The organism is Amycolatopsis sp. NBC_00355 (genome assembly GCF_036104975.1).
In the GTDB taxonomy this organism is placed as follows: domain Bacteria; phylum Actinomycetota; class Actinomycetes; order Mycobacteriales; family Pseudonocardiaceae; genus Amycolatopsis.
The window spans coordinates 7,443,398-7,464,191 of the sequence record NZ_CP107982.1 but is presented as its reverse complement, the minus strand read 5'-3'; the positions used below and the strand labels follow the sequence as shown (position 1 = coordinate 7,464,191).

The window sequence follows — 20,794 nt, the reverse complement described above, 5'->3', positions numbered from 1 at the left end:
TCAAGCTTGGGGCCCGGCATGGCTTGGTCGACAGCCGGGCGGTCGTCACCAGCGGTAGTGCGCGAAGGCCCGGTTGGACTCGGCCATCTTGTGCGTGTCCTCGCGGCGCTTCACGCTGGCACCGAGGCCGTTGGAAGCGTCGAGGAGCTCGTTCTGCAGACGCTCGATCATCGTCTTCTCGCGGCGGGCCTGCGAAAAGGAGACCAGCCAGCGCAGCGCCAGGGTCGTGGAGCGACCCGGCTTGACCTCGATCGGCACCTGGTAGGTGGCGCCACCGACGCGGCGGCTCTTCACCTCGATGGTGGGCTTCACGTTGTCGAGAGCGCGCTTCAGCGTGACGACCGGGTCGGTGCCGGACTTCTCGCGAGCGCCTTCGAGCGCGCCGTAAACGATGCGCTCGGCGAGGGAGCGCTTCCCGTCCTTCAGCACCTTGTTCACCAGCTGGGTGACCAGCGGGGAGGCGTAGACGGGGTCGGAGATCAGCGGCCGCTTCGGGGCCGGACCCTTGCGGGGCATTAGCTCTTCTCCTTCTTCGCGCCGTAGCGGCTGCGCGCCTGCTTACGGTTCTTCACACCCTGGGTGTCGAGAGAACCGCGGATGATCTTGTAACGGACACCCGGAAGGTCCTTCACACGACCACCGCGCACGAGCACCATCGAGTGCTCCTGCAGGTTGTGGCCCTCACCGGGGATGTAGGCGGTGACCTCGATGCCGCTGGTCAGCTTCACACGCGCGACCTTGCGCAGCGCCGAGTTCGGCTTCTTGGGGGTCGTGGTGTACACGCGAGTGCACACGCCACGCCGCTGCGGGCTCCCCTTGAGGGCCGCGGTCTTCTGCTTGGCAGCCTTGTCCTGGCGGCCCTTGCGGACCAGCTGCTGGATCGTGGGCAATGGACCAGCTTCCTGTCGTGATCTGCTTCTTCGTGTCTTCACCGGCCCCCGCGGTCGGGCGTGTCGGCCCGCGTCACGGTCTCTCGACCGGTAACTTCCCGTAGGGATTTTCCGTCGGAACCCCGTCCTGCCGAAGCCGGTGACCGGGTGCCTGAGCACCCCGCCCATGCCGCACGGCACGCGGAGCGGCCCGACGCCTGCCGGGCACGGTCTCCAAAGATACCCGCCCATCTACCGGACGGGCGCAGCGGGGGGTCTGAAGGTCGACGAACCCTCAGCCTACCTCTCAACACCGGCGGAGCGCCGGACATTCCGCAGGGTGGCGCGGCAGGCCCGGCGGGGCCGGGAACGCCGCCACGGCCCCGTTTCGCGGCCCGCCGCTCAGTCTTCGTCGGGCTTCGCGTGGTCCGGCTTGCCCGGGTTCGGGTCGCGCGAAAGGTCGATCAGCGGGTGCACGCCGGCCCCCTCGGGCGCCGCGTGGCTGCCGCTCTGCTTCCGGTCTTCCTCTTCGGGCCGTCCGGCCCCTTCGGTGCTGCTCATCACACACTCCTAGCGCTCGTCCCCTGCTTCCCCTTGCGGCCGAAACCTACCCATTTCCCGATCGGGTGACGCAGAGGGATCGGATCCGCCGTTCCCTGCGTCACACCGTCGCCGAGGGGCCACGATGGGTGGACCACGTACCGGACGTTCGGGAGGAAGAAGGACATGTCGGCCGAGTTCGACCAGGTGGTCGCCGAGTTCCGGCGGTTCGAAGCGGGTATCCGGAACGCCGACGACCGGTTCGCCGGGCTGGACGCGATGCGGCGGGAACTGACCGGGCTCCGGGCGAGCGCGGCGTCCCCGGACGGGGGCGTCACCGTGGTCACCGGGCCGGGCGGCGCGGTCCTCGACGTCACGTTCACCGACGCGGCGCTGGCGAAGGGGCCGAAAGCGCTGTCCGCGGCCCTGATGGCGACGCTGCGCGAAGCCGTCGGCGAGGCGGCGCGGCGGCAGGCCGTGATCGTCCAGGAGCACGTGGGCGACGACGGGCTGGTCGAGCAGGTCCTCGAAACCCAGGCCGAGGCGTTCGGAACCAGCGTCGGGGAACTGCGGTCGAAGCTGGCGGAAGAGACCGCGCGACGGGAGCCGCCGGCCGCCCCCGAGGACTTCTCGGAGGACCGGGTGCTGCGGAAGGCCGACGCCCCGGAGCCGCCGGCGGCCCCGCCCGCGAGCGGCGGGTCCGCGGGCGACAGCTTCCTGCGCACCCTGTATGGCGAGGAGGACTGATGCCCGACGGTGCCGGTGGCTACCAGGTTCGGGTGGACGCGCTGCGCACCTATGCCGGGGTGCTCGGCGAGTACCGCGAGCAGAGCGCGAAGTTCACCGAGAAGGTCGGCCAGGCCGACGTCGGGGACAAGTCCTGGGGTGTGGTGGGCCTGTTCACCAAGCACGGGTACGACGAGACGCTGCACGAGCTGCGGGACCTGCTCGCGTCGATGGCCGACGGCCTGACCTCGGCGCAGGAGAAGTTCACCGACGCGGCGCGCGTCTACCAGGGCGCCGAAGACGATCACCAGGCCTTCTTCGGGCAGGTGGAAGTCCTGCTCGACGGCCCGAAGAAGCCATAGGGGGCAAGGAAATGGCGGAGTTCCAGGACGTCGCGAGCGGTGTCACGGTCAAGCCGGACGACCCGGACACCGTGCTCGGGGTGAACGTCGGCAACGCTGTCCAGGCAACGCCCTTCGTAGGCAGCGCAGTGACCGTCGGCAAGGACGCCGTCTCGGTGGTCAAGGCCGTCGCCGCGCCGCACCCCGACGGCGCGGACATCACGCTCGGGCTCGGCGCGATCGCCACCGACACGACGAGCTTCATCCAGTCGAGCGCGAGCACGATCACCGACATCGCCACCGACCCGCTCGGCTGGCTCGTCGGGCAGGGACTGAACTTCCTGATGAGCGCCGTCCAGCCGATCCAGGACGCGGTCCACTTCGTCAGCGGCGACGGGCCCGCGCTCGGCGTCGCCGCGGAGAACTTCGCCGCGATCGCGACCGGTCTGGACCAGCTGGCGAAGAACTTCGCCGAGGTCGCCGACTCGTCGCTGCGGCAGTGGCAGGGCGACGCGGGGGACGCGGCACGCCGGTCGCTCGGCGAGTTCGCGCACGGCATCGGCGGCGTCTCCGCGAAGTCCGGTGACATGGCGCGGATGCTGCAGCTGAGCAGCATGCTGATGACCTTCGTCGAAGACCTGATCAAGGCGATCCTGACCGAGCTGATCACCTGGCTGATCATGATCTGGGTGCCGGCGCTGGCCGCCGCGGTGCCCACCTGCGGGGCGTCGGTCGCGACGGCCGGCACGGCGTCCGAGGTCAAGCTCGGCACCACCACCGCGAAGACGACGCAGAAGGTGTCGAAGGTCCGCGAGCTGCTGCAGAAGATCCTCGCCTGGCTGCAGAGGATGAAGGCCGAGCTGGCCGCGTCGAAGCTCGGCCAGGTGTTCGCCGGCTCCGACACCGGCAAGGCGCTCGCGAAGATCACCAAGGGCAACGAAGGCCAGACGCTGCTCGAGAAGACCACGGGTGAGAACGGCATGCTCGGCAAGCGCTGGGCCAAGGCCTGGGAGAACCCGGTCAAGGACGCGGCGGGCAACATCCAGTACACGCCGACGATCCTGAAGACCGGGGCCACCGAGGTCCTGAAGAAGGGCGGCGAGGCCGCGGTCAAGGGTGTGCTCGGGTTCGACCCGGCCACCCCCGGCGACAACCCGGCCAAGACGCTCAACGACCACCTCGGCAAGCTCAACAGCCACGTCAAGAACGCCAAGAAGGCCAGCGACTACGGCGAAACGGGCCGGGATCAGCCGGACGACGAGACCCGCGCGGACCTGGACTTCTGACGATGCATCTGGCCGATGGTGGCAACGCCGGAGCGGTGATCCTCGGGATCGCCCTCGTCGTGGTGGTGATCGCTGCCGTCGCCGGGCTCTGGTGGCGGTCGCGGACGAAATCCTTGGAGAACCGGAAAGAACACTGGTTCAAGGCCTTCGCGGCCGAGCGCGGAGGCACCTTCCACAGTGGCGTCCCGGGTGAGGAGAGCGCGGCGCCGACGTTCGGCGTCGTCCACCCGACCGGCCGGCCACTGACGGACTGGCCGAGGGAGACCTGGGTCGAGTTCCGCCACCGCGACCGGCCGGTGCTCGGGATCGACGACCAGGAGCCCTACCGGCACTTCGACGACCACACCTACCTGCGCGACACGCACGTCACCCAGGTGCGGGTGCCGGAGTGCCCGGAGCTGCGGATCGTGGCGGGCGAGGCGATGACCATGCCGACACTGCCGCCGGACTCCCGGCTCGAGGGCGAGCTCGCCCGCTGGCTGGCGGCGAACCCGCGGTTCGCGCAACGGGACGTCGTCGTCGAACACGGCTCGGCACGTACCTGGGGCCGGGGCTGCGCGACACGGCAGAACCTCGCGGCCGAGGCCGACTACCTCGTCGACCTGGCCGAAAGCCTGCCCGCGGCGCTGTGGGTCAGCGGCGGCGGGACGTCAGGTGCGTGAGCCCGGCCGACAGCGCGAACACCAGGCCGAGGCCGACGACGTACGGTCCGGCGAGCAACGCGAACCCGGCGCCGATGTTGGCGTCGGGTTCGTCGGACGTGGCCCGGAAACCGATCGCGCCCACCGACAGCAGGACGGCGCCCAGCGTGATCAGCAGGACGGCCACCACTGTGAGGCGCTTCGTGACAGACGTCATGTCCCCATGGTGCCCGGGGTCGGCCGCGCCCGCTGAATTCGGTGGACAGCTTCCCCAGGATGGGGTCGTGGAGTGGAACATCATCGAGGTCCCGGTCACCGACCCGGACGCCGTCGCGATCATGCGTGAATACATGGACGAAGTCGCTTCGCGGTACTACGGGCGGCCGGCGACCGAGGCCGAGCTCGAGAGCGCGCTGGCCGACGAGCCGGGCACGGACCTGGTCGCGCCGACCGGGGCGTTCCTGCTCGGCCGGCGGGACGGCGTGCTCGCGGGCTGCGTCGGAACCCGCGTCGTCGAGCCGGGGATCAGCGAGCTGACGAAGATGTACGTCAAGCCCGCCCACCGCGGCTCGGGCGCCGCCCCCCGGCTGGTCGCGGCCGCGGAGGACGCGGCCCGGCGGCTCGGCGCACGGCTCATGCGCCTCGACACCCGCGACGACCTCGTCGAGGCCAGGGCCCTCTACGCGCGCACCGGGTACACCGAGGTGGCGCCGTTCAACGACGACAAGTACGCCGAGCACTGGTTCGAGAAGGCCCTCAGCTGAGCCGTCCGGTGCCGGCGGCGACCTCGCCGGACGCCGGCTTCTGCGACGGCACCTGCGCGTTCTGTCCGAAATGGACGACCTCGCCGGGGCTGCCCGCGAAGCGAGTGCCGCGGCGCCGGTCACCACCTTTCGCCGCCGGCCCGGGCGCGACGGGTTGCTCGCACCGTTCTCCCTGTTCTTCTCAGCGGCTGTCAGTTAGCGGAAATGGGCACGCTGAATCACCGGTTCGTCAAGGAACCGTTGGGGTGCAATGGAAAACGTCGTCAGCCAGCGACGTCACGGTTGGTCATAATGGTGCAGCCCCGGCGCCTTAACGCCGGGGCTGCTCGTTGTTTATTCATTACGGAATCCCGGGAACTCCGGATCAGAGTTTGCTGCCGCAGTCCGAGCAGAACATCGCGCCGGCCTTGTTGGTCTCGCTGCCGCAGCCGCCGCAGCGCACCTTCAGCGCCAGCGCCGTGCCGCACGACTGGCAGAACTTGCCGCCCTCGGCCTTGAGGCCGCAGCCCGGGCAGGACACCTTCGCGCGGGTGTCGATGTCGAGGCCGGACGTCCAGTCCTTCTCGCGGGCTCGGTCCCAGATCTGGTCGCGCTGCGCCGAAGCCTGCGCGCGCGAGATCTCCTCGGCGACGCTCGGCGAGCAGCGCAGGCACTGGCCGATCTCCTCGTTCCAGCACTGGTCCTGGCACATCCAGTCGCCGCAGCCGCGGCACTGCCGGAAACTCGGGGTGATCTCCTTGACCGCCGCGGCCAGCGCGCGGTCCTTGGCGGGCGAGTTCGTCGCGCGGTCGTAGCGCCACTGGTCGGCCGAGTTGCTCAGGTCTCGCAGCGTCCCGCCGAAGAACGAGCCGACAGTGCGAAGCACGCTTCGCCCGGTTTCCATGTTGTCGCGCTGGAACGCGGAACGGAAACCGTTCCCGCAGCGTTCACAGCGGAACTCGAACTGGTACCCCTGCGTGTTCGAGAGGTCCGAGAAGTTGTCCGTGAAGGGCACAGAGTCAGCCACAGCCCATCTTCCCCAGCCGGCCGTGCTCACGGTGACGGAAGATTTGCCGACAACGGCTCGGCTACCGGACGTCACGACGCCGTGGGGCCAGCAAAGCCAGTGGCAGCAAGGCAAGGACACCGCCGACCACCGCGACCAAACCGTAGCCACCCCCCGAAAACAGCTGTCCCGACCCCAAACCGGCCAAAGCGGACGCGGACCAGACCACCGCGTCGACGGCTCCCTGCACCCGGCTGCGCGTCTCCGGCGCGAGGTCGCGGCTCAGCTGCGCGCTGCCGCCGACGAACACCAGGTTCCAGCCGTACCCGAGGAGGAACAACGCCACGGGCAGGCCGGTCGTGTGCGCTGTCGGGGCCGCGATCGCGGTCGCCGAAGCGAGCGCCAGCAGACCGAGGCCCGCGTTGATCGTCACGCGCGGGCCCCAGCGGTCGGCGATCCGGCCGCTCAGCGGCGCCAGCGCGAACATGCCGACCAGGTGCGCGCTCAGCACCCAGCCGACGACGTCGAGGCCGTGCCCGTGGTCCTGCAGCTGCAACGGCGTCATCGTCATCACCGCGACCATCGCCAGCTGCGCGGCGACCATCGCGGCGAGAGGCTTCAGCACCGCGGGCGAGCGCACCGGCCCGCCGGCGCCGAACACCGCGGGCCGTTGCGGAAGCCGCTCCGGGACACCGCGCGGGAGGAACATCGCCGCCAGCGCCGCGGCCGCCGTGGCGAACACCGCGACGGCGACCGGCCCCGACAGCGACGGCCAGCCGAACCGCGTCACGACGTTCGCCGCCGGCGCCATCAACGCCGGGCCGACGAGCGCGCCGACCGTGCCCGCCCAGACGACGGTCGAGAGCGCGCGGCCCCGGCGTTCCTCCGGGTACAGGTCCGCGGCGACGTAACGGGAGAGCTGCGCGCCGCCGTTGCCGACGCCGACCAGCAGAATCCCCAGCAGCAACGGGACCAAGGACGTCGTCAGGGCGCCGGCGAACGCGATCAGTGCACCGGCCGCCGCGACGCCGTAGCCCGCCCCCAGGACGCGGCGACGGCCCTGCGCCGGGAGCAGCAGTCCCGCGCCGAGCGCGCCGGCCGCCGTCCCGAGCACACTCGCGACGCTCGGCAGGCCGCTCCACCCCGGACCACTGCCCGCGGCGACGATCAGCGTCGCCGCGGTGCTCAGCCCGACCGTGGCCGTGTTGAGCAGCGCCACGCCGGTGAACAGCGCCGCCATCGAGCGAGTCCGGCCGGTCGTCGTCAAAGTCCCCATGACCTGCAACTTTAGGGATTCCCGGCTGCCGTTCGAAGGGGCGGTCAACGGCAATTCGGTCGCTGCGGCCGTGGTTCGGAAGGAAGATGGGCCCCATGACCTTTCGTTCGGAAAAGCCGCTGGACGACGTCGACTGGCGGCTGCTCGAAGCGCTGCAGGCGGACGGGAGGTTGTCGTTCAAGGAACTGGGCCGGCGGATCAACCTGTCGGCGCCGGCGGTGGCCGAGCGGGTGCGCCGGCTCGAGGAGACCGGGGTGATCACGGGCTACCGCGCCGACGTCGACGCGCGGCGCGCGGGCCAGCCGCTGCAGGCGTTCGTCGAAATGCGGTGCGCGCTGAGCCGCTGCCTGCTGAAGACGTCGAAGTCCGAGGACTACCCGGAAGTCGTCGAAATCCACCGCCTCAGCGGCGACCACTGCACGATGCTGAAGGTGCGGACGGCGTCCCTGGAGCACTTCGAAGGCCTGCTGGAGCGGCTGGGCACGCACGGCGAGCTGCGGTCGTCGGTGGTGCTGTCGACGCAGTACGAGGGCCGGCCGGTGCAGCCGCCGACCGACGACTTCCTCCGCGCGACGACGTCGGAAGGCTGGGTCTCCCCCTGAGCGGCGGCTGATCGCGAGGCGATTTCCTGCTACACGTGCGGTATGCCGATTTCCGCCCGGATACGCACCTTCGCCGTCACCCTCGCCGCCCTGGCCGCCATCGCCGTCCCCACCCCGGCCCAAGCGACGTCGCGCTCGTTCGTCGCCCTGTCCGACGTCGCGCCGTCGATCCTCCAGGACATCCGCTACGCCACCCGGCACAACTTCGTCGGCCAGCGGGTCGACGGGTACCTCGAACCCACCTGCATCCTGACCCGGCAGGCCGCCGAAGGCCTGCGCGCGGCCCAGGCGCAACTTCGGAAACGGGGCTACACGCTCAAGGTCTACGACTGCTACCGCCCGCAGCGCGCCGTCGACCACTTCGTGCGGTGGGCGAAGCACCTCACCGACGAGAAGATGAAGGCCGAGTTCTACCCGAACGTCGCGAAGGACCGGCTCTTCGCCGACGGCTACATCGCCGAGAAGTCCGGGCACAGCCGCGGCAGCACCATGGATCTGACGCTCGTCAAGATCCCGCCGCGGCCCCAGCGGCCCTACTTCCCGGGCGAACCGCTGAGGCCGTGCTTCGCGCCGCAGGACCGGCGCTTCCCCGACAACATGGTCGACATGGGCACCGGGTACGACTGCTTCGACCCGCTGGCGCACACCGACAACCCGGCGATCACCGGCATCGAGCGGCAGAACCGCGACCTGCTCCGGACCACGCTGATCGCGGCGGGCTTCCACAACCTGCCCGAGGAGTGGTGGCACTACACCCTGGACAATGAGCCGTTCCCGGACACGTATTTCGACTTCCCGGTGAGCCGCCACGCTCTTCCGTGAACGACGAGCGCCCCCGGTCCACTGTGGACCGGGGGCGCCGCGCGTCACCGCGCGCAGTCGGCGGGGTCGACGGGCACCACCGGTGGTGGCGCGTCCCCCTCCTCGGCGGCGATCCCGTCAGGAAGTACAGCCGGTAAGCGGTCCGGGAGCCACGCCCTCGAAGAGGAAGTGCCCGTTCTCGTCACTGGTCCGCCGGCCGGTGACCGGGCAGTGCCGGTCGGACACCAGCACGACCTCGGTGCCGGCCGGCCCCCGCGTCATCTCGCCCCGGTCGTCGACGACTCCGATGGTGCCCTCGACGACGGCCTCGGCGCCCGGCACGGCGGCTTCCGCGCGGGCTTCGGCGTGGTTCTCGATGTCCACCTCGCTGTACCCGAAGTCGCAGGCGGCCACGACCTTGCCGCGGTCGAAGGACGCCTGCGGCACCGTCTCGGACACGTCGAACGTCCGGGTCTCCCCGGCGGCGATCGTCACGCCGCGGTTCCACTCGAGAGCACCCCAGCCGGGACCGGTGCCGTTCAGCATGTAGCCGTCACCGATGCGGTTGCACGCGGCCACGATGCCGGTCAGCGGGGTCGAGCCCGAGTTGGCCAGCGTCACGGTGAGGTGCGCCAGGTCGCCCGGCTGGTAGCTGTCCTGGGTGAACGCCAGCGACGCGGTCAAGGCGCCGTTCAACGGCGGTGCGCCGCGGACGAGCAGGTCCGGGGCGATCCGGACGGTCTGCCACCGGACCAGCCAGCCGTCGACGACGTCACCGCCCAGGGTGTAGTCCCCCGCCGGGAGGTCGAAGGTGAACTTCCCTTCGGCGTCGCTCGTGGCCGTGTAGTTCCTGGTGCCGGTGACGTACCGCAGGGTGAGCTCGGCGCCGGCGAGCGGCTCGCCGCCGTCGAGGACACCGTTGCCGTTCCGGTCCGCGTAGAAGACGCCCGTCGCGCGACCGGGCACCCTCGTGACCGGCACCCGGGAGTCGAACGACCCGACCTCGAAGCCGGTCCCGTCGAACACGGTGCCGCGCAGGGCCGTCGTGGTCTGCTCGGGGTCCCGGACCTGCCCGGAAACCGTCAGCTCGAACGACTGACCGGACTCGATCGTCACTCCCGGCCGGTTCTGGAACGCGCCCCAGCCGCCGTAGGGAACGAACAGGTCGATCCGGTCCGAGGCCGCTCCCGCCGGAGCCGCGAACGCACTGGTCGACGACGCCATCGCCGTGACGAGCACGGCGAGCAGAACCGCCGCTCTTCGCCACAGCGGGCAAAAGGGGAACAGCCTTCGCGGCCGATTGGCCGGTTCCGGACACAACGGGAAAGGCCCCCGCCGGAAACCCGGCGAGGGCCTTTCTCGTGACTCAGCTTCAGCGGAAGTCGCGGCCGAAGTCGTAGTCGTCCAGCGGAACCGCGGCACCGGTGCCCGTACCGAACACGTCCGGGGTGTAGTAGCCGTCGTCGTAGGACGGGATCGCGTACGCCGCGACCCGGGCCTCTTCCGTCGGCTGCACCTGGATGTTGCGGTACTTGTTGATGCCCGTACCGGCCGGGATCAGCTTACCGATGATCACGTTCTCCTTGAGGCCCACGAGCCGGTCCGAGCGGCCGTTGATGGCCGCGTCGGTCAGGACGCGCGTGGTCTCCTGGAACGACGCCGCCGACAGCCACGAGTCCGTGGTGAGCGACGCCTTCGTGATCCCCATCAGCACCGGACGGCCCGAAGCCGGCTCGCCGCCTTCGGAGACCGTCGAACGGTTGCGTGCCTCGAACTTGGTCCGCTCGGGCAGCTCGCCCGGCAGGAAGTCCGTGCCACCCGAATCGATGACCGTCACCCGGCGCAGCATCTGCCGGACGATGACCTCGATGTGCTTGTCGTGGATCGACACACCCTGGGCCCGGTACACCTTCTGGACCTCGTCGGTGAGGTGCATCTGCGCCTCACGCGGGCCCATCACGCGCAGGACCTCGTGCGGGTCCGGGGTGCCCTCGAGCAGCTGCTGCCCGACGTTGACGTGGTCACCGTCGCCCAGCGGGCCGTTCGGGGTGTTCGCGAGCCGCTGACGCTTGGACAGCTTGTCGAAGACGATCTCTTCGCCGCCGTCGTCCGGGATCAGCGTGATCTTCCAGAACCGCTCGCTCTCCTCGATGCGCACGCGGCCATCGACGTCGGCGATCGGCGCCTTGCCCTTCGGGACGCGGGCCTCGAACAGCTCGGTGACACGCGGCAGACCGGTCGTGATGTCGTCACCGGCCACACCACCCTGGTGGAACGTACGCATCGTCAGCTGCGTACCCGGCTCACCGATCGACTGGGCCGCGACGATACCCACGGCCTCGCCGACGTCGACGAGCAGACCCGTCGCCATCGAGCGGCCGTAGCAGGTCGCGCAGACACCGACGGCCGACTCGCAGGTCAGGACCGAGCGGACCTTGACCTTCGAGATGCCGCTGGAGATCAGCTTGTCCAGTGCCGGGTCGCCGATGTCGTCCGCCGCGTTCAGCACGACGTTGCCCTTGGCGTCCACCGCGTCCGTCGCGAGGTTCCGCGCGTACACCGACGTCTCGACGTGCTGGTCGCGCAGCACCTTGCCGTCGCCGATGTCCTCGCCGATCGGCATCATGATGCCGCGGGTCGTGCCGCAGTCGACCTCGCGGACGATGACGTCCTGCGAGACGTCCACCAGACGCCGGGTCAGGTAACCCGAGTCGGCGGTCCGCAGCGCCGTGTCCGCCAGGCCCTTCCGGGCACCGTGCGTCGCGATGAAGTACTCCGCCACCGACAGGCCTTCACGGAAGTTGGCCTTGATCGGACGCGGGATGTACTCACCCTTCGGGTTCGACACCAGACCACGCATGCCGGCCAGCGACCGGACCTGCGTCATGTTGCCCGCCGCGCCCGACTTCACGATCATGGCGATCGGGTTGTCGTCCGGCAGCGCCGTCTCCATGATCTTGTGGACCTCTTCGGTGGCCTGCGTCCACACCTTGACGAGCTCGTTGTTGCGCTCGGTGTGCGACAGCTGACCACGCTGGTAGCGCTTCTCCACCTGGGAGGCCTTGCCCTCGTACTCGTCGAGGATGGCCTTCTTGCCCACCGGGGTGAGCACGTCCGAGATGGCGACGGTGACGCCCGAGCGGGTCGCCCAGTAGAAACCGGCGTCCTTGAGCCGGTCCAGGGTCTGCGCGACCTGCGTCATCGAGTAGCGCTCGGCGAGGTCGTTCACGATCGCGGCCTGCCGCTTCTTCGGCATCGGCTCGTTGATGAACGGGTAGTCCGCCGGCAGCAGCTCGTTGAACAGGACCCGGCCGAGCGTGGTCTCGGCGAGCCACATCTTGCCCGGCTCCCAGCCCTTCTCCGCGAGCCGCGCCTCGTCGGCCTTCGCCGGCTGACGGTCGGTGACACGGATCTTGATCGGGGCGTGCAGGCTCAGCGCCTTGCGGTCGAAGGCCATGATGGCCTCGGCCGGCGACGAGTACGCGTTGCCCGCGCCCTCGGCGTTCTCGGTGAGGCGGGTCAGGTGGAACAGACCCGTCACCATGTCCAGCCGCGGCATGGCGAGCGGACGGCCCGACGCCGGCGACAGGATGTTGTTCGCCGACAGCATCAGGATCCGGGCCTCGGCCTGCGCCTCGGCCGACAGCGGCAGGTGCACCGCCATCTGGTCACCGTCGAAGTCCGCGTTGAACGCCTCGCAGACCAGCGGGTGCAGCTGGATGGCCTTGCCCTCGACCAGCTGCGGCTCGAAGGCCTGGATGCCGAGACGGTGCAGGGTCGGTGCGCGGTTCAGCATCACCGGGTGACCGGTGATGACCTCTTCCAGCACGTCCCACACCTGCGGCCGCGAGCGCTCCACCATCCGCTTGGCGGACTTGATGTTCTGCGCGTGGTTCAGGTCGACCAGCCGCTTCATGACGAACGGCTTGAACAGCTCGAGCGCCATGTCCTTCGGCAGACCGCACTGGTGCAGCTTCAGCTGCGGACCGACGATGATGACCGAACGGCCCGAGTAGTCCACGCGCTTGCCGAGCAGGTTCTGGCGGAACCGGCCCTGCTTGCCCTTGAGGAGGTCCGACAGCGACTTCAGCGGCCGGTTGCCCGGGCCGGTGACCGGACGCCCGCGGCGGCCGTTGTCGAACAGCGCGTCGACGGCCTCCTGCAGCATCCGCTTCTCGTTGTTGACGATGATCTCGGGCGCGCCGAGGTCGATCAGCCGCTTGAGGCGGTTGTTGCGGTTGATCACGCGGCGGTACAGGTCGTTCAGGTCCGACGTCGCGAACCGGCCACCGTCGAGCTGCACCATCGGGCGCAGGTCCGGCGGGATGACCGGGACGGCGTCGAGCACCATGCCGCGCGGGTCGTTGCCGGTGGCCTGGAAGGCCGCGACGACCTTGAGCCGCTTCAGCGCGCGGAGCTTCTTCTGCCCCTTGCCGTTGCGGATGGTGTCGCGCAGGTTGTCGGCCTCGGCCGCGACGTCGAACTCGGCGGCCAGCTTCTGGATGGCCTCCGCGCCCATGCCGCCGGTGAAGTATTCGCCGTAGCGGTCGACGAGCTCGCGGTAGAGCAGCTCGTCGGCGATCAGCTGACGGGTGTCGAGCTTCGTGAAGGTCGTCCAGACCTCTTCGAGGCGGTCCAGCTCGCGACCGGCGCGGTCACGCAGCTGACGCATCTCGCGCTCGCCGCCTTCCTTGACCTTGCGGCGGACGTCGGACTTGGCGCCCTCCGCCTCCAGCTCGGCCAGGTCGGCTTCCAGCTTCTGGGCGCGGGACTCGATGTCCGCGTCACGCTTGGTCTCGAGGTTCTTGCGCTCGACGCCGATCTCGTTCTCGAGGGTCGGCAGGTCGTTGTGGCGCAGCTCCGTGTTCACGCCTGTGATGACGTAAGCAGCGAAGTAGATGATCTTCTCGAGGTCCTTCGGCGCCAGGTCCAGCAGGTAGCCGAGGCGGGACGGAACACCCTTGAAGTACCAGATGTGGGTGACCGGAGCGGCCAGCTCGATGTGGCCCATCCGCTCGCGGCGCACCTTGGCGCGGGTCACCTCGACGCCGCAGCGCTCACAGATGATGCCCTTGAAGCGGACGCGCTTGTACTTGCCGCAGTAGCACTCCCAGTCCCGGGTCGGGCCGAAGATCTTCTCGCAGAAGAGGCCGTCCTTCTCGGGCTTGAGCGTGCGGTAGTTGATGGTCTCCGGCTTCTTCACCTCACCGAAGGACCACTGGCGGATGTCGTCAGCGGTGGCAAGGCCGATGCGGAGCTCATCGAAGAAATTGACGTCCAGCACGTCTTTGCATCCCCTTGGGGTTGATTCGACTAGAGGGGTTGGCGGGCGAGCTGGGACCTGTGTCCTCCTTGGGAGGCAGGTCCCAGCTCAGCTCGCGATCAGTGCACGACGTCGTCCACCGAGGGCGACTCGTTGCGGGACAGGTTGATGCCGAGGTTGGCCGCGGCGCGCTCGAGGTCCTCGTCGTCGGAGTCGCGCATCTCGATGGCCGCACCGTCGCTGGAGAGCACCTCGACGTTCAGGCACAGCGACTGGAGCTCCTTGAGGAGCACCTTGAACGACTCCGGGATGCCCGGCTCGGGGATGTTCTCCCCCTTGACGATGGCCTCGTACACCTTGACGCGGCCGACCACGTCGTCCGACTTGATCGTCAGCAGCTCCTGCAGCGTGTAGGCAGCGCCGTACGCCTGCATCGCCCAGCACTCCATCTCACCGAAGCGCTGGCCACCGAACTGCGCCTTACCACCCAGCGGCTGCTGCGTGATCATCGAGTACGGACCGGTGGAACGGGCGTGGATCTTGTCGTCGACCAGGTGGTGCAGCTTCAGGATGTACATGTAGCCGACCGCGACCGGGTACGGGTACGGCTCGCCGGAGCGGCCGTCGAACAGCGTGGCCTTGCCGTTCTCCTTGACCATGCGCTCGCCGTCACGGTTCGGCTTGGTCGCCCCGAGCAGCCCGGTGAGCTCCTCTTCCTTCGCGCCGTCGAACACCGGGGTCGCGGTGTTCGTGCCGGGCGCGACGTCGTAGAGCTCCTCGTTGAGGTTCTTCGCCCAATCCGGGTTGCCCTTGATCTCCCAGCCCTGCGAGGCCAGCCAGCCCAGGTGCAGCTCGAGGATCTGGCCGATGTTCATCCGTCGCGGCACACCGTGCGTGTTCAGGATGATGTCGACGGGCGTGCCGTCCTCCATGAACGGCATGTCCTCGGCCGGCAGGATCTTGCCGATGACGCCCTTGTTGCCGTGGCGCCCGGCGAGCTTGTCGCCCGGCTGGATCTTGCGCTTCTGGGCCACGTAGACGCGGACCAGCTCGTTGACACCCGGGGGCAGCTCGTCGTCGTCCTCGCGCGAGAACACGCGGATGCCGATGACCTTGCCGGTCTCGCCGTGCGGCACCTTCAGCGAGGTGTCGCGGACTTCGCGGGCCTTCTCACCGAAGATCGCGCGGAGCAGGCGCTCTTCCGGCGTCAGCTCGGTCTCGCCCTTCGGCGTGACCTTGCCGACGAGGATGTCGCCGTCACGGACCTCGGCACCGATGCGGATGATGCCGCGCTCGTCGAGGTCCGCGAGGACCTCTTCGGAGACGTTCGGGATGTCCCGGGTGATCTCCTCGGCGCCCAGCTTCGTGTCGCGGGCGTCGATCTCGTGCTCCTCGATGTGGATCGACGTGAGCACGTCGTCCTGCACCAGGCGCTCCGAGAGGATGATCGCGTCCTCGTAGTTGTGGCCTTCCCACGGCATGACCGCGACGAGCAGGTTCTTGCCGAGCGCCATCTCACCGTTCTCGGTGGACGGGCCGTCGGCGATGACCTGACCCTGCTCGACCCGGTCGCCCTCGTTGACGATCGGGCGGTGGTTAAAGCAGGTGCCGTGGTTCGAGCGGCGGAACTTGTACAGTCCGTAGCTCTTCCGCGTGCCGTCGTCGTGCATGATCGTGATCAGGTCCGCCGAGAGCTCCTCGATGACACCCGACTGCTCGGCGACGAGCACGTCACCGGCGTCGACCGCGGCCCGCAGCTCCACCCCGGTGCCGACGTACGGCGCCTGGTTGCGGAGCAGCGGCACGGCCTGGCGCTGCATGTTCGCACCCATCAGGGCGCGGTTCGCGTCGTCGTGCTCGAGGAACGGGATCATCGCCGTCGCGACCGAGACCATCTGCCGCGGCGAGACGTCCATGTAGTCGATGTCGAGCGGGTCGATCAGCTCGACCTCGCCGCCCTTGCGGCGGGCCATGACCCGGTCTTCGACGTAGGTGCCGTCTTCGGTGATCGGTGCGTTGGCCTGCGCCTTGACGTACCGGTCCTCCTCGTCCGCGGTCAGGTAGTCGACCTGGTCGGTGACCCGGCCCTCGACGACCTTGCGGTACGGCGTCTCGATGAAGCCGAACGGGTTGACCCGCGCGTAGGAGCAGAGCGAGCCGATCAGGCCGATGTTCGGGCCTTCCGGCGTCTCGATCGGGCACATCCGGCCGTAGTGCGACGGGTGGACGTCCCGGACCTCCATGCCGGCGCGCTCACGGGACAGACCACCCGGGCCGAGGGCCGACAGGCGACGCTTGTGCGTCAGGCCCGACAGCGGGTTGTTCTGGTCCATGAACTGCGACAGCTGCGAGGTGCCGAAGAACTCCTTGATCGCCGCGCCGATCGGGCGGATGTTGATCAGGGTCTGCGGGGTGATCGCCTCGACGTCCTGCGTGGTCATGCGCTCACGCACGACCCGCTCGGTGCGCGACAGGCCGACCCGGATCTGGTTCTGGATCAGCTCGCCGACGGTGCGCAGGCGACGGTTGCCGAAGTGGTCGATGTCGTCGGTCTCGACCGGGATCTCGGTGCCGTTGTCGGCGTCCATCCGGTCCTCGCCGGCGTGCAGCCGGACCAGGTACTCGATGGTCGTGACGATGTCCTCTTCGGTCAGCGTCCCGGTGTCGTAGGGCGTCGACAGGCCGAGCTTCTTGTTGACCTTGTACCGGCCGACCTTGGCCAGGTCGTAGCGCTTCGCCTTGAAGAACAGGTTCTCCAGCAGGGTCTGCGCGCTCTCCTTCGTCGGCGGCTCGCCCGGGCGCAGCTTGCGGTAGATGTCGAGCAGGGCCTCGTCGGTGCCGGCCGTGTGGTCCTTCTCGAGGGTCGCCAGCAGCGTCTCCGAGAAGGAGAAGCGCTCGCGGATCGCCTCGGTGGTCCAGCCGAGCGCCTTCAGCAGCACGGTGACCGGCTGGCGGCGCTTGCGGTCGATCCGGACGCCGACGGTGTCGCGCTTGTCGACGTCGAACTCGAGCCACGCGCCGCGGCTCGGGATCACGCGGACGCTGAAGACGTCCTTGTCGGTCGTCTTGTCGACGTCCTTCGAGTAGTAGACGCCGGGCGAGCGGACCAGCTGGGACACGACGACACGCTCGGTGCCGTTGATGATGAAGGTGCCCTTGTCGGTCATCACCGGGAAGTCGCCCAGGAAGACCGTCTGGCTCTTGATCTCGCCCGTGTTGTTGTTGACGAACTCCGCCGTGACGAACAGCGGGGCCGCGTACGTCATGTCCTTGTCCTTGCACTCCTCGATCGAGGCCTTGACCTCGTCGAAGCGCGGAGCGGAGAAGGACAGGGACATCGAGCCGGAGAAGTCCTCGATCGGGGAGATCTCGTTGAGGACCTCTTCGAGGCCGCCGACCGGGTTTTCTTCACCTTCTTCGACACGGCGTTCGAACCACGCTTCGTCCCCGGTGAACCACTGGAACGACTGGATCTGGACGTCGAGCAGGTTGGGGGTGTTGAGCGGTTCGCGAATCTTTGCGAAGGAAACCCGCTTGGGCGCGCCGGGGATTCCCGTGGACTCCGAGCGAGATTCAGCCGAGGTGGTCGCAGCAGTGGCCTGGTTCGCGGGAGAGACTGCCAAGATGCGTCCTTCCGGGGACAATGAGCGGTGACGGCCGCCATAGCAACAGCTATCAGCGACTGTCAAGGGTGCCGTGTGCCCACTATCCTAACTACCGGCTCCGGGCAGCCTGAAAGAGGGCAGCGCAAAGAGGCAGTCTAGCCCGAACGTCGCGGTCTGTCCAGGGGGCGCTCCCGATGGGGCCCAGCCTGCTTCGCGACGTCTTCAGGTATGCCTCCAGGCGAGCCGGTGGTCCCTCCCGCAAGGGCTTCCGGTTTCGCCGTTCGGGAGTAAGCGTGAACCCACCGGGCGCGAGAGTCAAGATGCCACACGGGGGTCCCGCCGGTTGGCGCAGCGTGGAAGTAGGTCTGCGGAGCGTGAGCGGCCGAATATCCTCCCAGTTACCGGCGAGTAGCGCCACCACTAGGGGCTGGACCTGGGGATTTACCACGATCTTCGGGCACGCGGCTGGTGTTCCGGACCACTTCGGACGGCCCCGGGTTCCCCCATCGGCGGCGTGTCGCGGCCGTTCCGGTGAGCGGTCCGGACACCGCGCGGGCGACGTCACACCCGCACCAGGCGCCCCGCCCGCCACGGCGCCGCCGGACGCTGATGGGTGCCGCCGAGGCTCCCCGCGCCGTCCGGTGGTCTTGCTCGGAGGGCGCCGGTGCCGACGGGTCGTGGGAGGCCGCTCAGGCCCTGCTTCGGCGGGCCGGCTCGGGTCGTTCGAAGCCCGCCGTTCTCCGGGGATGAGGCGAGCGGTCGTACCGGCCCGGTCAACGGGGCCTGCCGCCGTCGGGGAAGCGGCTCGCCGGCCCGCTCGGGTGGGTCGGACCGCGCCGCACAACACCCGCTTTCCGGTCTTCGGCGAGCACGCTCGCCCGCTGTCCGGCAGGGACGCACCGCCCTCGGTCGGTCGGCTCGGGCGGGCGGGTGACGGCTCGCCTGCCGTCCAGAGGCAAGGCGAGCTGTCAGCCAAGTCGCGCCGACCTGTTCGGCAGGGCCCCACGCCGCACGCCGTCCCTCCATCCACGTGACGGCGAGCACTCCCCTGCCGCCACCGGGCGCTCCGGGCGGGGCGCTCAGTCCTGCCGGGCGAGGCCGGCCCACTCCGGCAGCGGCTCGCACGCCTCCAGCCACTGGTCCGGGATCGGCGTTCCGTCCGCGGCCAGGACGCCGCCCACGATGGCGGCCACCGTGTCGACGTCCTCGGCTACCTGGGCCGCCGTCCAGAGGGCGTCGGTGAAGTTGTCGCCGAAGCGCGCCGCGATCCACAGGGCCAGCGGGACCGTGTCGTGCGCGGCCATCTCGCGGCCGGTGCCGAGCTTGGCGGCGGCGTCGCGGGCGTCGGAGAACTTCAGGGCCAGCGTCAGCCCGTCGCGGACGCGGCCGGGCGGGACGAGCGGGATCACCCCGTCCAGCAGGTCCGCGCCGGCCAATCCGGGAGACGCCGCCCGCAGCGCGGCCGCCGCCGCGACGGCCACCGCGCCCGCCACCCCCTCGAAGTGCGAGTGCGTGACCACCGCGGACAGCTCGGCCTGGCGCAGCGCCTGCGGCAGGTTGTCGCAGAACCACGCGCCCAGCGGCGCCACGCGCATCGCGCCGCCGTTGCCCCAGGAGCCGTGGCCGTCCCGCTCGGCGACCTCCGGCCACGGCTGCACGTCCTTGATCCGGTTCAGGCGCCACTCCGCCCCGGGACCGTAGCCTCGGCCGGGGTCGAAGTGCGCCGCGAACCCGGCGGCCAGTTCGTCCTGCTCGATGTGGCCGCGCCGGGTCAGGACGGCGAAGATGGAGCACGCCATCTCGGTGTCGTCGGTCCAGTTCCACGGCGCGGCCGGCAGTCGCCGGCCGGCGACGTCCGGGTGGTCGCCGGGCAGAAGAATCTGCGCACCGAAGGCGTCACCGACGGCGAGGCCGACGAGGCTGGCGTGCGCCTGCTCGAATCCCATCGGCCCACCGTAGCGGCGGGACTACCGCCCGCTGACCACCGGCGGCGCCGCGAAATCGACGAGCGGCACCGCCCGTCGCCCGGCGGCTTACTTGGTCGGCGACGGCGAAGCGGGCGGCGACGCCGGGGCCGAGGACGGCGCCTGGGTGGCCGCGGGGACCTTGGGCGCGTTGTACGTGTCCATGTCCGTGATCTTCCACTTGTCGCCCTGGAGCTGGGCGTTCAGGTGGAGCTGCGCGGTGCCCGCGGTCGTCTTCTTGGTGTCCGTGCGGGTCGAGGTCTGGTCGACGAAGACCATCACCTTCGCCAGGTCGTCGTTGAGCATGATCACCGCGGCCCGGGTGACCTTGCACGTCACGATCATCTTCTGGGCCGGCGCGAGCCGCTTCACCTCGCCCATCAGCGAGTTGTACTTGTTCCGGACGTCGTCGTTGGCGAGCAGGTCGTTCGCCGCGTCCTCGGTCTTCTTGATGTTGTTGAAGTCGTAGGAGAACAGGGACTCGGCCGCCTTCGAGACGGCGTCCTTCACCTGCGCGGTCTTCGCGACGTCCAGCAGCGCGGTGTTGCTGGTCGCGTTCGAGACCTGGACTTCCTCCGACTTGAACCAGTACGCCAGCCCGCCCAGGATCAGCGCGACGAGCACCAGCGCGCCGGCCACGAGGTACGGCTGCTGAGTCCGGGACTTCGCGGGCCCCGCCGGCTGGTCGCCGGACTCCTCGGGCACCTCTTCGACCTCGGTCGGCTTCGCGATCCCGGTGTCACGCTTCTTCCGCCGCGGCGCCGGGCGGGCCGGCTCGGCCTCGACCGGGGCGTCCGCGGGAGCCGTCTCCGGCTCACCCGTGAGCGCGTCGACCTTCGGGTCCTCGTCGGTGCCGATCGCGGCGAACACCGCGGTGTCCTCGGCGGGCGTCGGGTCGATCCGCCCGCCGGCCGCTTCGAACGGCTCCTCGGCGGGGGGCTTCGCGACGGGCCGGGGCAGCGGCCGCGGTGCCGGACGCGGGCGCGGCTTGCGCGTCTCGGCCGGCGGCGAAGCGGACGACGCAGCGGGCGCGGCGGGCGGGGTGGCCGGCGGCACGGCGGGGAGCTGACCGGTCCGCTCGGCGGGCGACTCGTCCGTCGAGGGCTTGCGCAGCCCGGCCACGCGGGGCCG

The 20,794-nt window shown here is 69.7% G+C and carries 18 protein-coding genes; 7 read left to right on the top strand and 11 right to left on the bottom strand.

Translation table 11 applies throughout. The annotated features are described in order from the left end of the window. Positions 1-45: 45 nt before the first annotated feature. From rpsG to OHS18_RS34245, 3 genes are all read right to left on the bottom strand, one after another. Complete coding sequence (gene rpsG / locus OHS18_RS34255; protein ID WP_247060514.1) at positions 46-516, bottom strand: 30S ribosomal protein S7; 471 nt, start codon at positions 514-516, stop codon at positions 46-48. Then, a complete protein-coding gene (gene rpsL / locus OHS18_RS34250) occupies positions 516-890 on the bottom strand; it encodes a 30S ribosomal protein S12 (protein ID WP_003102113.1) in 375 nt (124 codons plus the stop codon). The genes rpsG and rpsL overlap by 1 nt, the downstream gene beginning before the upstream one ends. Before the next feature lie 381 nt (positions 891-1,271). Next, positions 1,272-1,430 carry a hypothetical protein gene (locus tag OHS18_RS34245; protein WP_328445543.1) on the bottom strand — a complete coding sequence of 53 codons (159 nt, stop codon included), beginning with the start codon at positions 1,428-1,430 and terminating at the stop codon, positions 1,272-1,274. Between the two features lie 165 nt (positions 1,431-1,595). Between OHS18_RS34245 and OHS18_RS34240 the strand changes: the two genes are divergently transcribed. Genes OHS18_RS34240 through OHS18_RS34225 form a run of 4 tightly spaced genes read left to right on the top strand, consistent with a single transcriptional unit; the run spans position 1,596 to position 4,424 of the window. Beyond that, positions 1,596-2,156 carry a YbaB/EbfC family nucleoid-associated protein gene (locus tag OHS18_RS34240; RefSeq protein ID WP_328613608.1) on the top strand — a complete coding sequence of 187 codons (561 nt, stop codon included), beginning with the start codon at positions 1,596-1,598 and terminating at the stop codon, positions 2,154-2,156. After that, positions 2,156-2,497, top strand: a complete 342-nt coding sequence (locus tag OHS18_RS34235; protein WP_328445547.1) for an ESX-1 secretion-associated protein — start codon at positions 2,156-2,158, stop codon at positions 2,495-2,497. Before OHS18_RS34240 ends, OHS18_RS34235 begins: the two co-directional genes overlap by 1 nt. Before the next feature lie 11 nt (positions 2,498-2,508). Next, entirely contained in the window at positions 2,509-3,762 is a 1,254-nt protein-coding gene (locus OHS18_RS34230; protein WP_328613607.1) for a hypothetical protein, read from the top strand. A gap of 2 nt (positions 3,763-3,764) precedes the next feature. Continuing rightward, positions 3,765-4,424, top strand: a complete 660-nt coding sequence (locus OHS18_RS34225; RefSeq protein WP_328613606.1) for a hypothetical protein — start codon at positions 3,765-3,767, stop codon at positions 4,422-4,424. Here OHS18_RS34225 and OHS18_RS34220 read toward each other — a convergent pair. Continuing rightward, on the bottom strand, positions 4,396-4,620 hold the full coding sequence (locus OHS18_RS34220) for a hypothetical protein (RefSeq protein WP_328445552.1): 225 nt from the start codon (positions 4,618-4,620) through the stop codon (positions 4,396-4,398). The genes OHS18_RS34225 and OHS18_RS34220 overlap by 29 nt on opposite strands. A 67-nt stretch (positions 4,621-4,687) precedes the next feature. On the opposite strand from OHS18_RS34220, the gene OHS18_RS34215 reads away from it, so the two are divergent. Next, positions 4,688-5,167, top strand: coding sequence for a GNAT family N-acetyltransferase (locus OHS18_RS34215; protein WP_442875299.1), 480 nt, complete (start codon positions 4,688-4,690; stop codon positions 5,165-5,167). Between the two features lie 364 nt (positions 5,168-5,531). Here the strand turns inward: OHS18_RS34215 and OHS18_RS34210 are convergent, their stop codons facing one another. After that, the gene (locus tag OHS18_RS34210) at positions 5,532-6,173 is read right to left on the bottom strand and encodes a zinc ribbon domain-containing protein (RefSeq protein WP_328445553.1); all 642 of its coding nucleotides are present in this window, start codon (positions 6,171-6,173) and stop codon (positions 5,532-5,534) included. 61 nt (positions 6,174-6,234) lie between these two features. Further along, the gene (locus OHS18_RS34205) at positions 6,235-7,428 is read right to left on the bottom strand and encodes an MFS transporter (RefSeq protein ID WP_328445554.1); all 1,194 of its coding nucleotides are present in this window, start codon (positions 7,426-7,428) and stop codon (positions 6,235-6,237) included. A gap of 95 nt (positions 7,429-7,523) precedes the next feature. Between OHS18_RS34205 and OHS18_RS34200 the strand changes: the two genes are divergently transcribed. Both OHS18_RS34200 and OHS18_RS34195 read left to right on the top strand, forming a co-directional pair. Then, entirely contained in the window at positions 7,524-8,030 is a 507-nt protein-coding gene (locus OHS18_RS34200) for an Lrp/AsnC family transcriptional regulator (protein ID WP_328445555.1), read from the top strand. A gap of 42 nt (positions 8,031-8,072) precedes the next feature. After that, complete coding sequence (locus OHS18_RS34195; RefSeq protein ID WP_328613605.1) at positions 8,073-8,852, top strand: M15 family metallopeptidase; 780 nt, start codon at positions 8,073-8,075, stop codon at positions 8,850-8,852. Between the two features lie 117 nt (positions 8,853-8,969). Here OHS18_RS34195 and OHS18_RS34190 read toward each other — a convergent pair whose 3' ends face one another. The 5 genes from OHS18_RS34190 to OHS18_RS34170 all read right to left on the bottom strand — a co-directional run bounded on the left by OHS18_RS34190 (position 8,970) and on the right by OHS18_RS34170 (position 20,785). Then, positions 8,970-10,070, bottom strand: coding sequence for a prealbumin-like fold domain-containing protein (locus OHS18_RS34190; RefSeq protein WP_328613604.1), 1,101 nt, complete (start codon positions 10,068-10,070; stop codon positions 8,970-8,972). A gap of 133 nt (positions 10,071-10,203) precedes the next feature. Next, positions 10,204-14,115, bottom strand: a complete 3,912-nt coding sequence (locus OHS18_RS34185) for a DNA-directed RNA polymerase subunit beta' (protein ID WP_328445561.1) — start codon at positions 14,113-14,115, stop codon at positions 10,204-10,206. Between the two features lie 98 nt (positions 14,116-14,213). Then, positions 14,214-17,717, bottom strand: a complete 3,504-nt coding sequence (rpoB, locus tag OHS18_RS34180; protein ID WP_328445563.1) for a DNA-directed RNA polymerase subunit beta — start codon at positions 17,715-17,717, stop codon at positions 14,214-14,216. Positions 17,718-18,778: 1,061 nt separating this feature from the next. Continuing rightward, a complete protein-coding gene (locus OHS18_RS34175; RefSeq protein WP_328613603.1) occupies positions 18,779-19,645 on the bottom strand; it encodes an ADP-ribosylglycohydrolase family protein in 867 nt (288 codons plus the stop codon). A gap of 87 nt (positions 19,646-19,732) precedes the next feature. Beyond that, positions 19,733-20,785 carry a hypothetical protein gene (locus tag OHS18_RS34170; RefSeq protein WP_328459102.1) on the bottom strand — a complete coding sequence of 351 codons (1,053 nt, stop codon included), beginning with the start codon at positions 20,783-20,785 and terminating at the stop codon, positions 19,733-19,735. Positions 20,786-20,794: the final 9 nt, after the last annotated feature.

Excerpts from the sequence above, each read along its gene's own strand:
- OHS18_RS34230 (WP_328613607.1), top strand. The coding sequence starts at position 2,509 with ATGGCGGAGTTCCAGGACGTCGCGAGCGGTGTCACGGTCAAGCCGGAC.
- OHS18_RS34220 (WP_328445552.1), bottom strand. The coding sequence starts at position 4,620 with ATGACGTCTGTCACGAAGCGCCTCACAGTGGTGGCCGTCCTGCTGATC.
- OHS18_RS34195 (WP_328613605.1), top strand. The coding sequence starts at position 8,073 with ATGCCGATTTCCGCCCGGATACGCACCTTCGCCGTCACCCTCGCCGCC.
- OHS18_RS34200 (WP_328445555.1), top strand. The coding sequence starts at position 7,524 with ATGACCTTTCGTTCGGAAAAGCCGCTGGACGACGTCGACTGGCGGCTG.
- OHS18_RS34245 (WP_328445543.1), bottom strand. The coding sequence starts at position 1,430 with ATGAGCAGCACCGAAGGGGCCGGACGGCCCGAAGAGGAAGACCGGAAG.
- OHS18_RS34235 (WP_328445547.1), top strand. The coding sequence starts at position 2,156 with ATGCCCGACGGTGCCGGTGGCTACCAGGTTCGGGTGGACGCGCTGCGC.
- OHS18_RS34175 (WP_328613603.1), bottom strand. The coding sequence starts at position 19,645 with ATGGGATTCGAGCAGGCGCACGCCAGCCTCGTCGGCCTCGCCGTCGGT.
- OHS18_RS34205 (WP_328445554.1), bottom strand. The coding sequence starts at position 7,428 with ATGGGGACTTTGACGACGACCGGCCGGACTCGCTCGATGGCGGCGCTG.
- OHS18_RS34225 (WP_328613606.1), top strand. The coding sequence starts at position 3,765 with ATGCATCTGGCCGATGGTGGCAACGCCGGAGCGGTGATCCTCGGGATC.
- rpsG (WP_247060514.1), bottom strand. The coding sequence starts at position 516 with ATGCCCCGCAAGGGTCCGGCCCCGAAGCGGCCGCTGATCTCCGACCCC.
- OHS18_RS34240 (WP_328613608.1), top strand. The coding sequence starts at position 1,596 with ATGTCGGCCGAGTTCGACCAGGTGGTCGCCGAGTTCCGGCGGTTCGAA.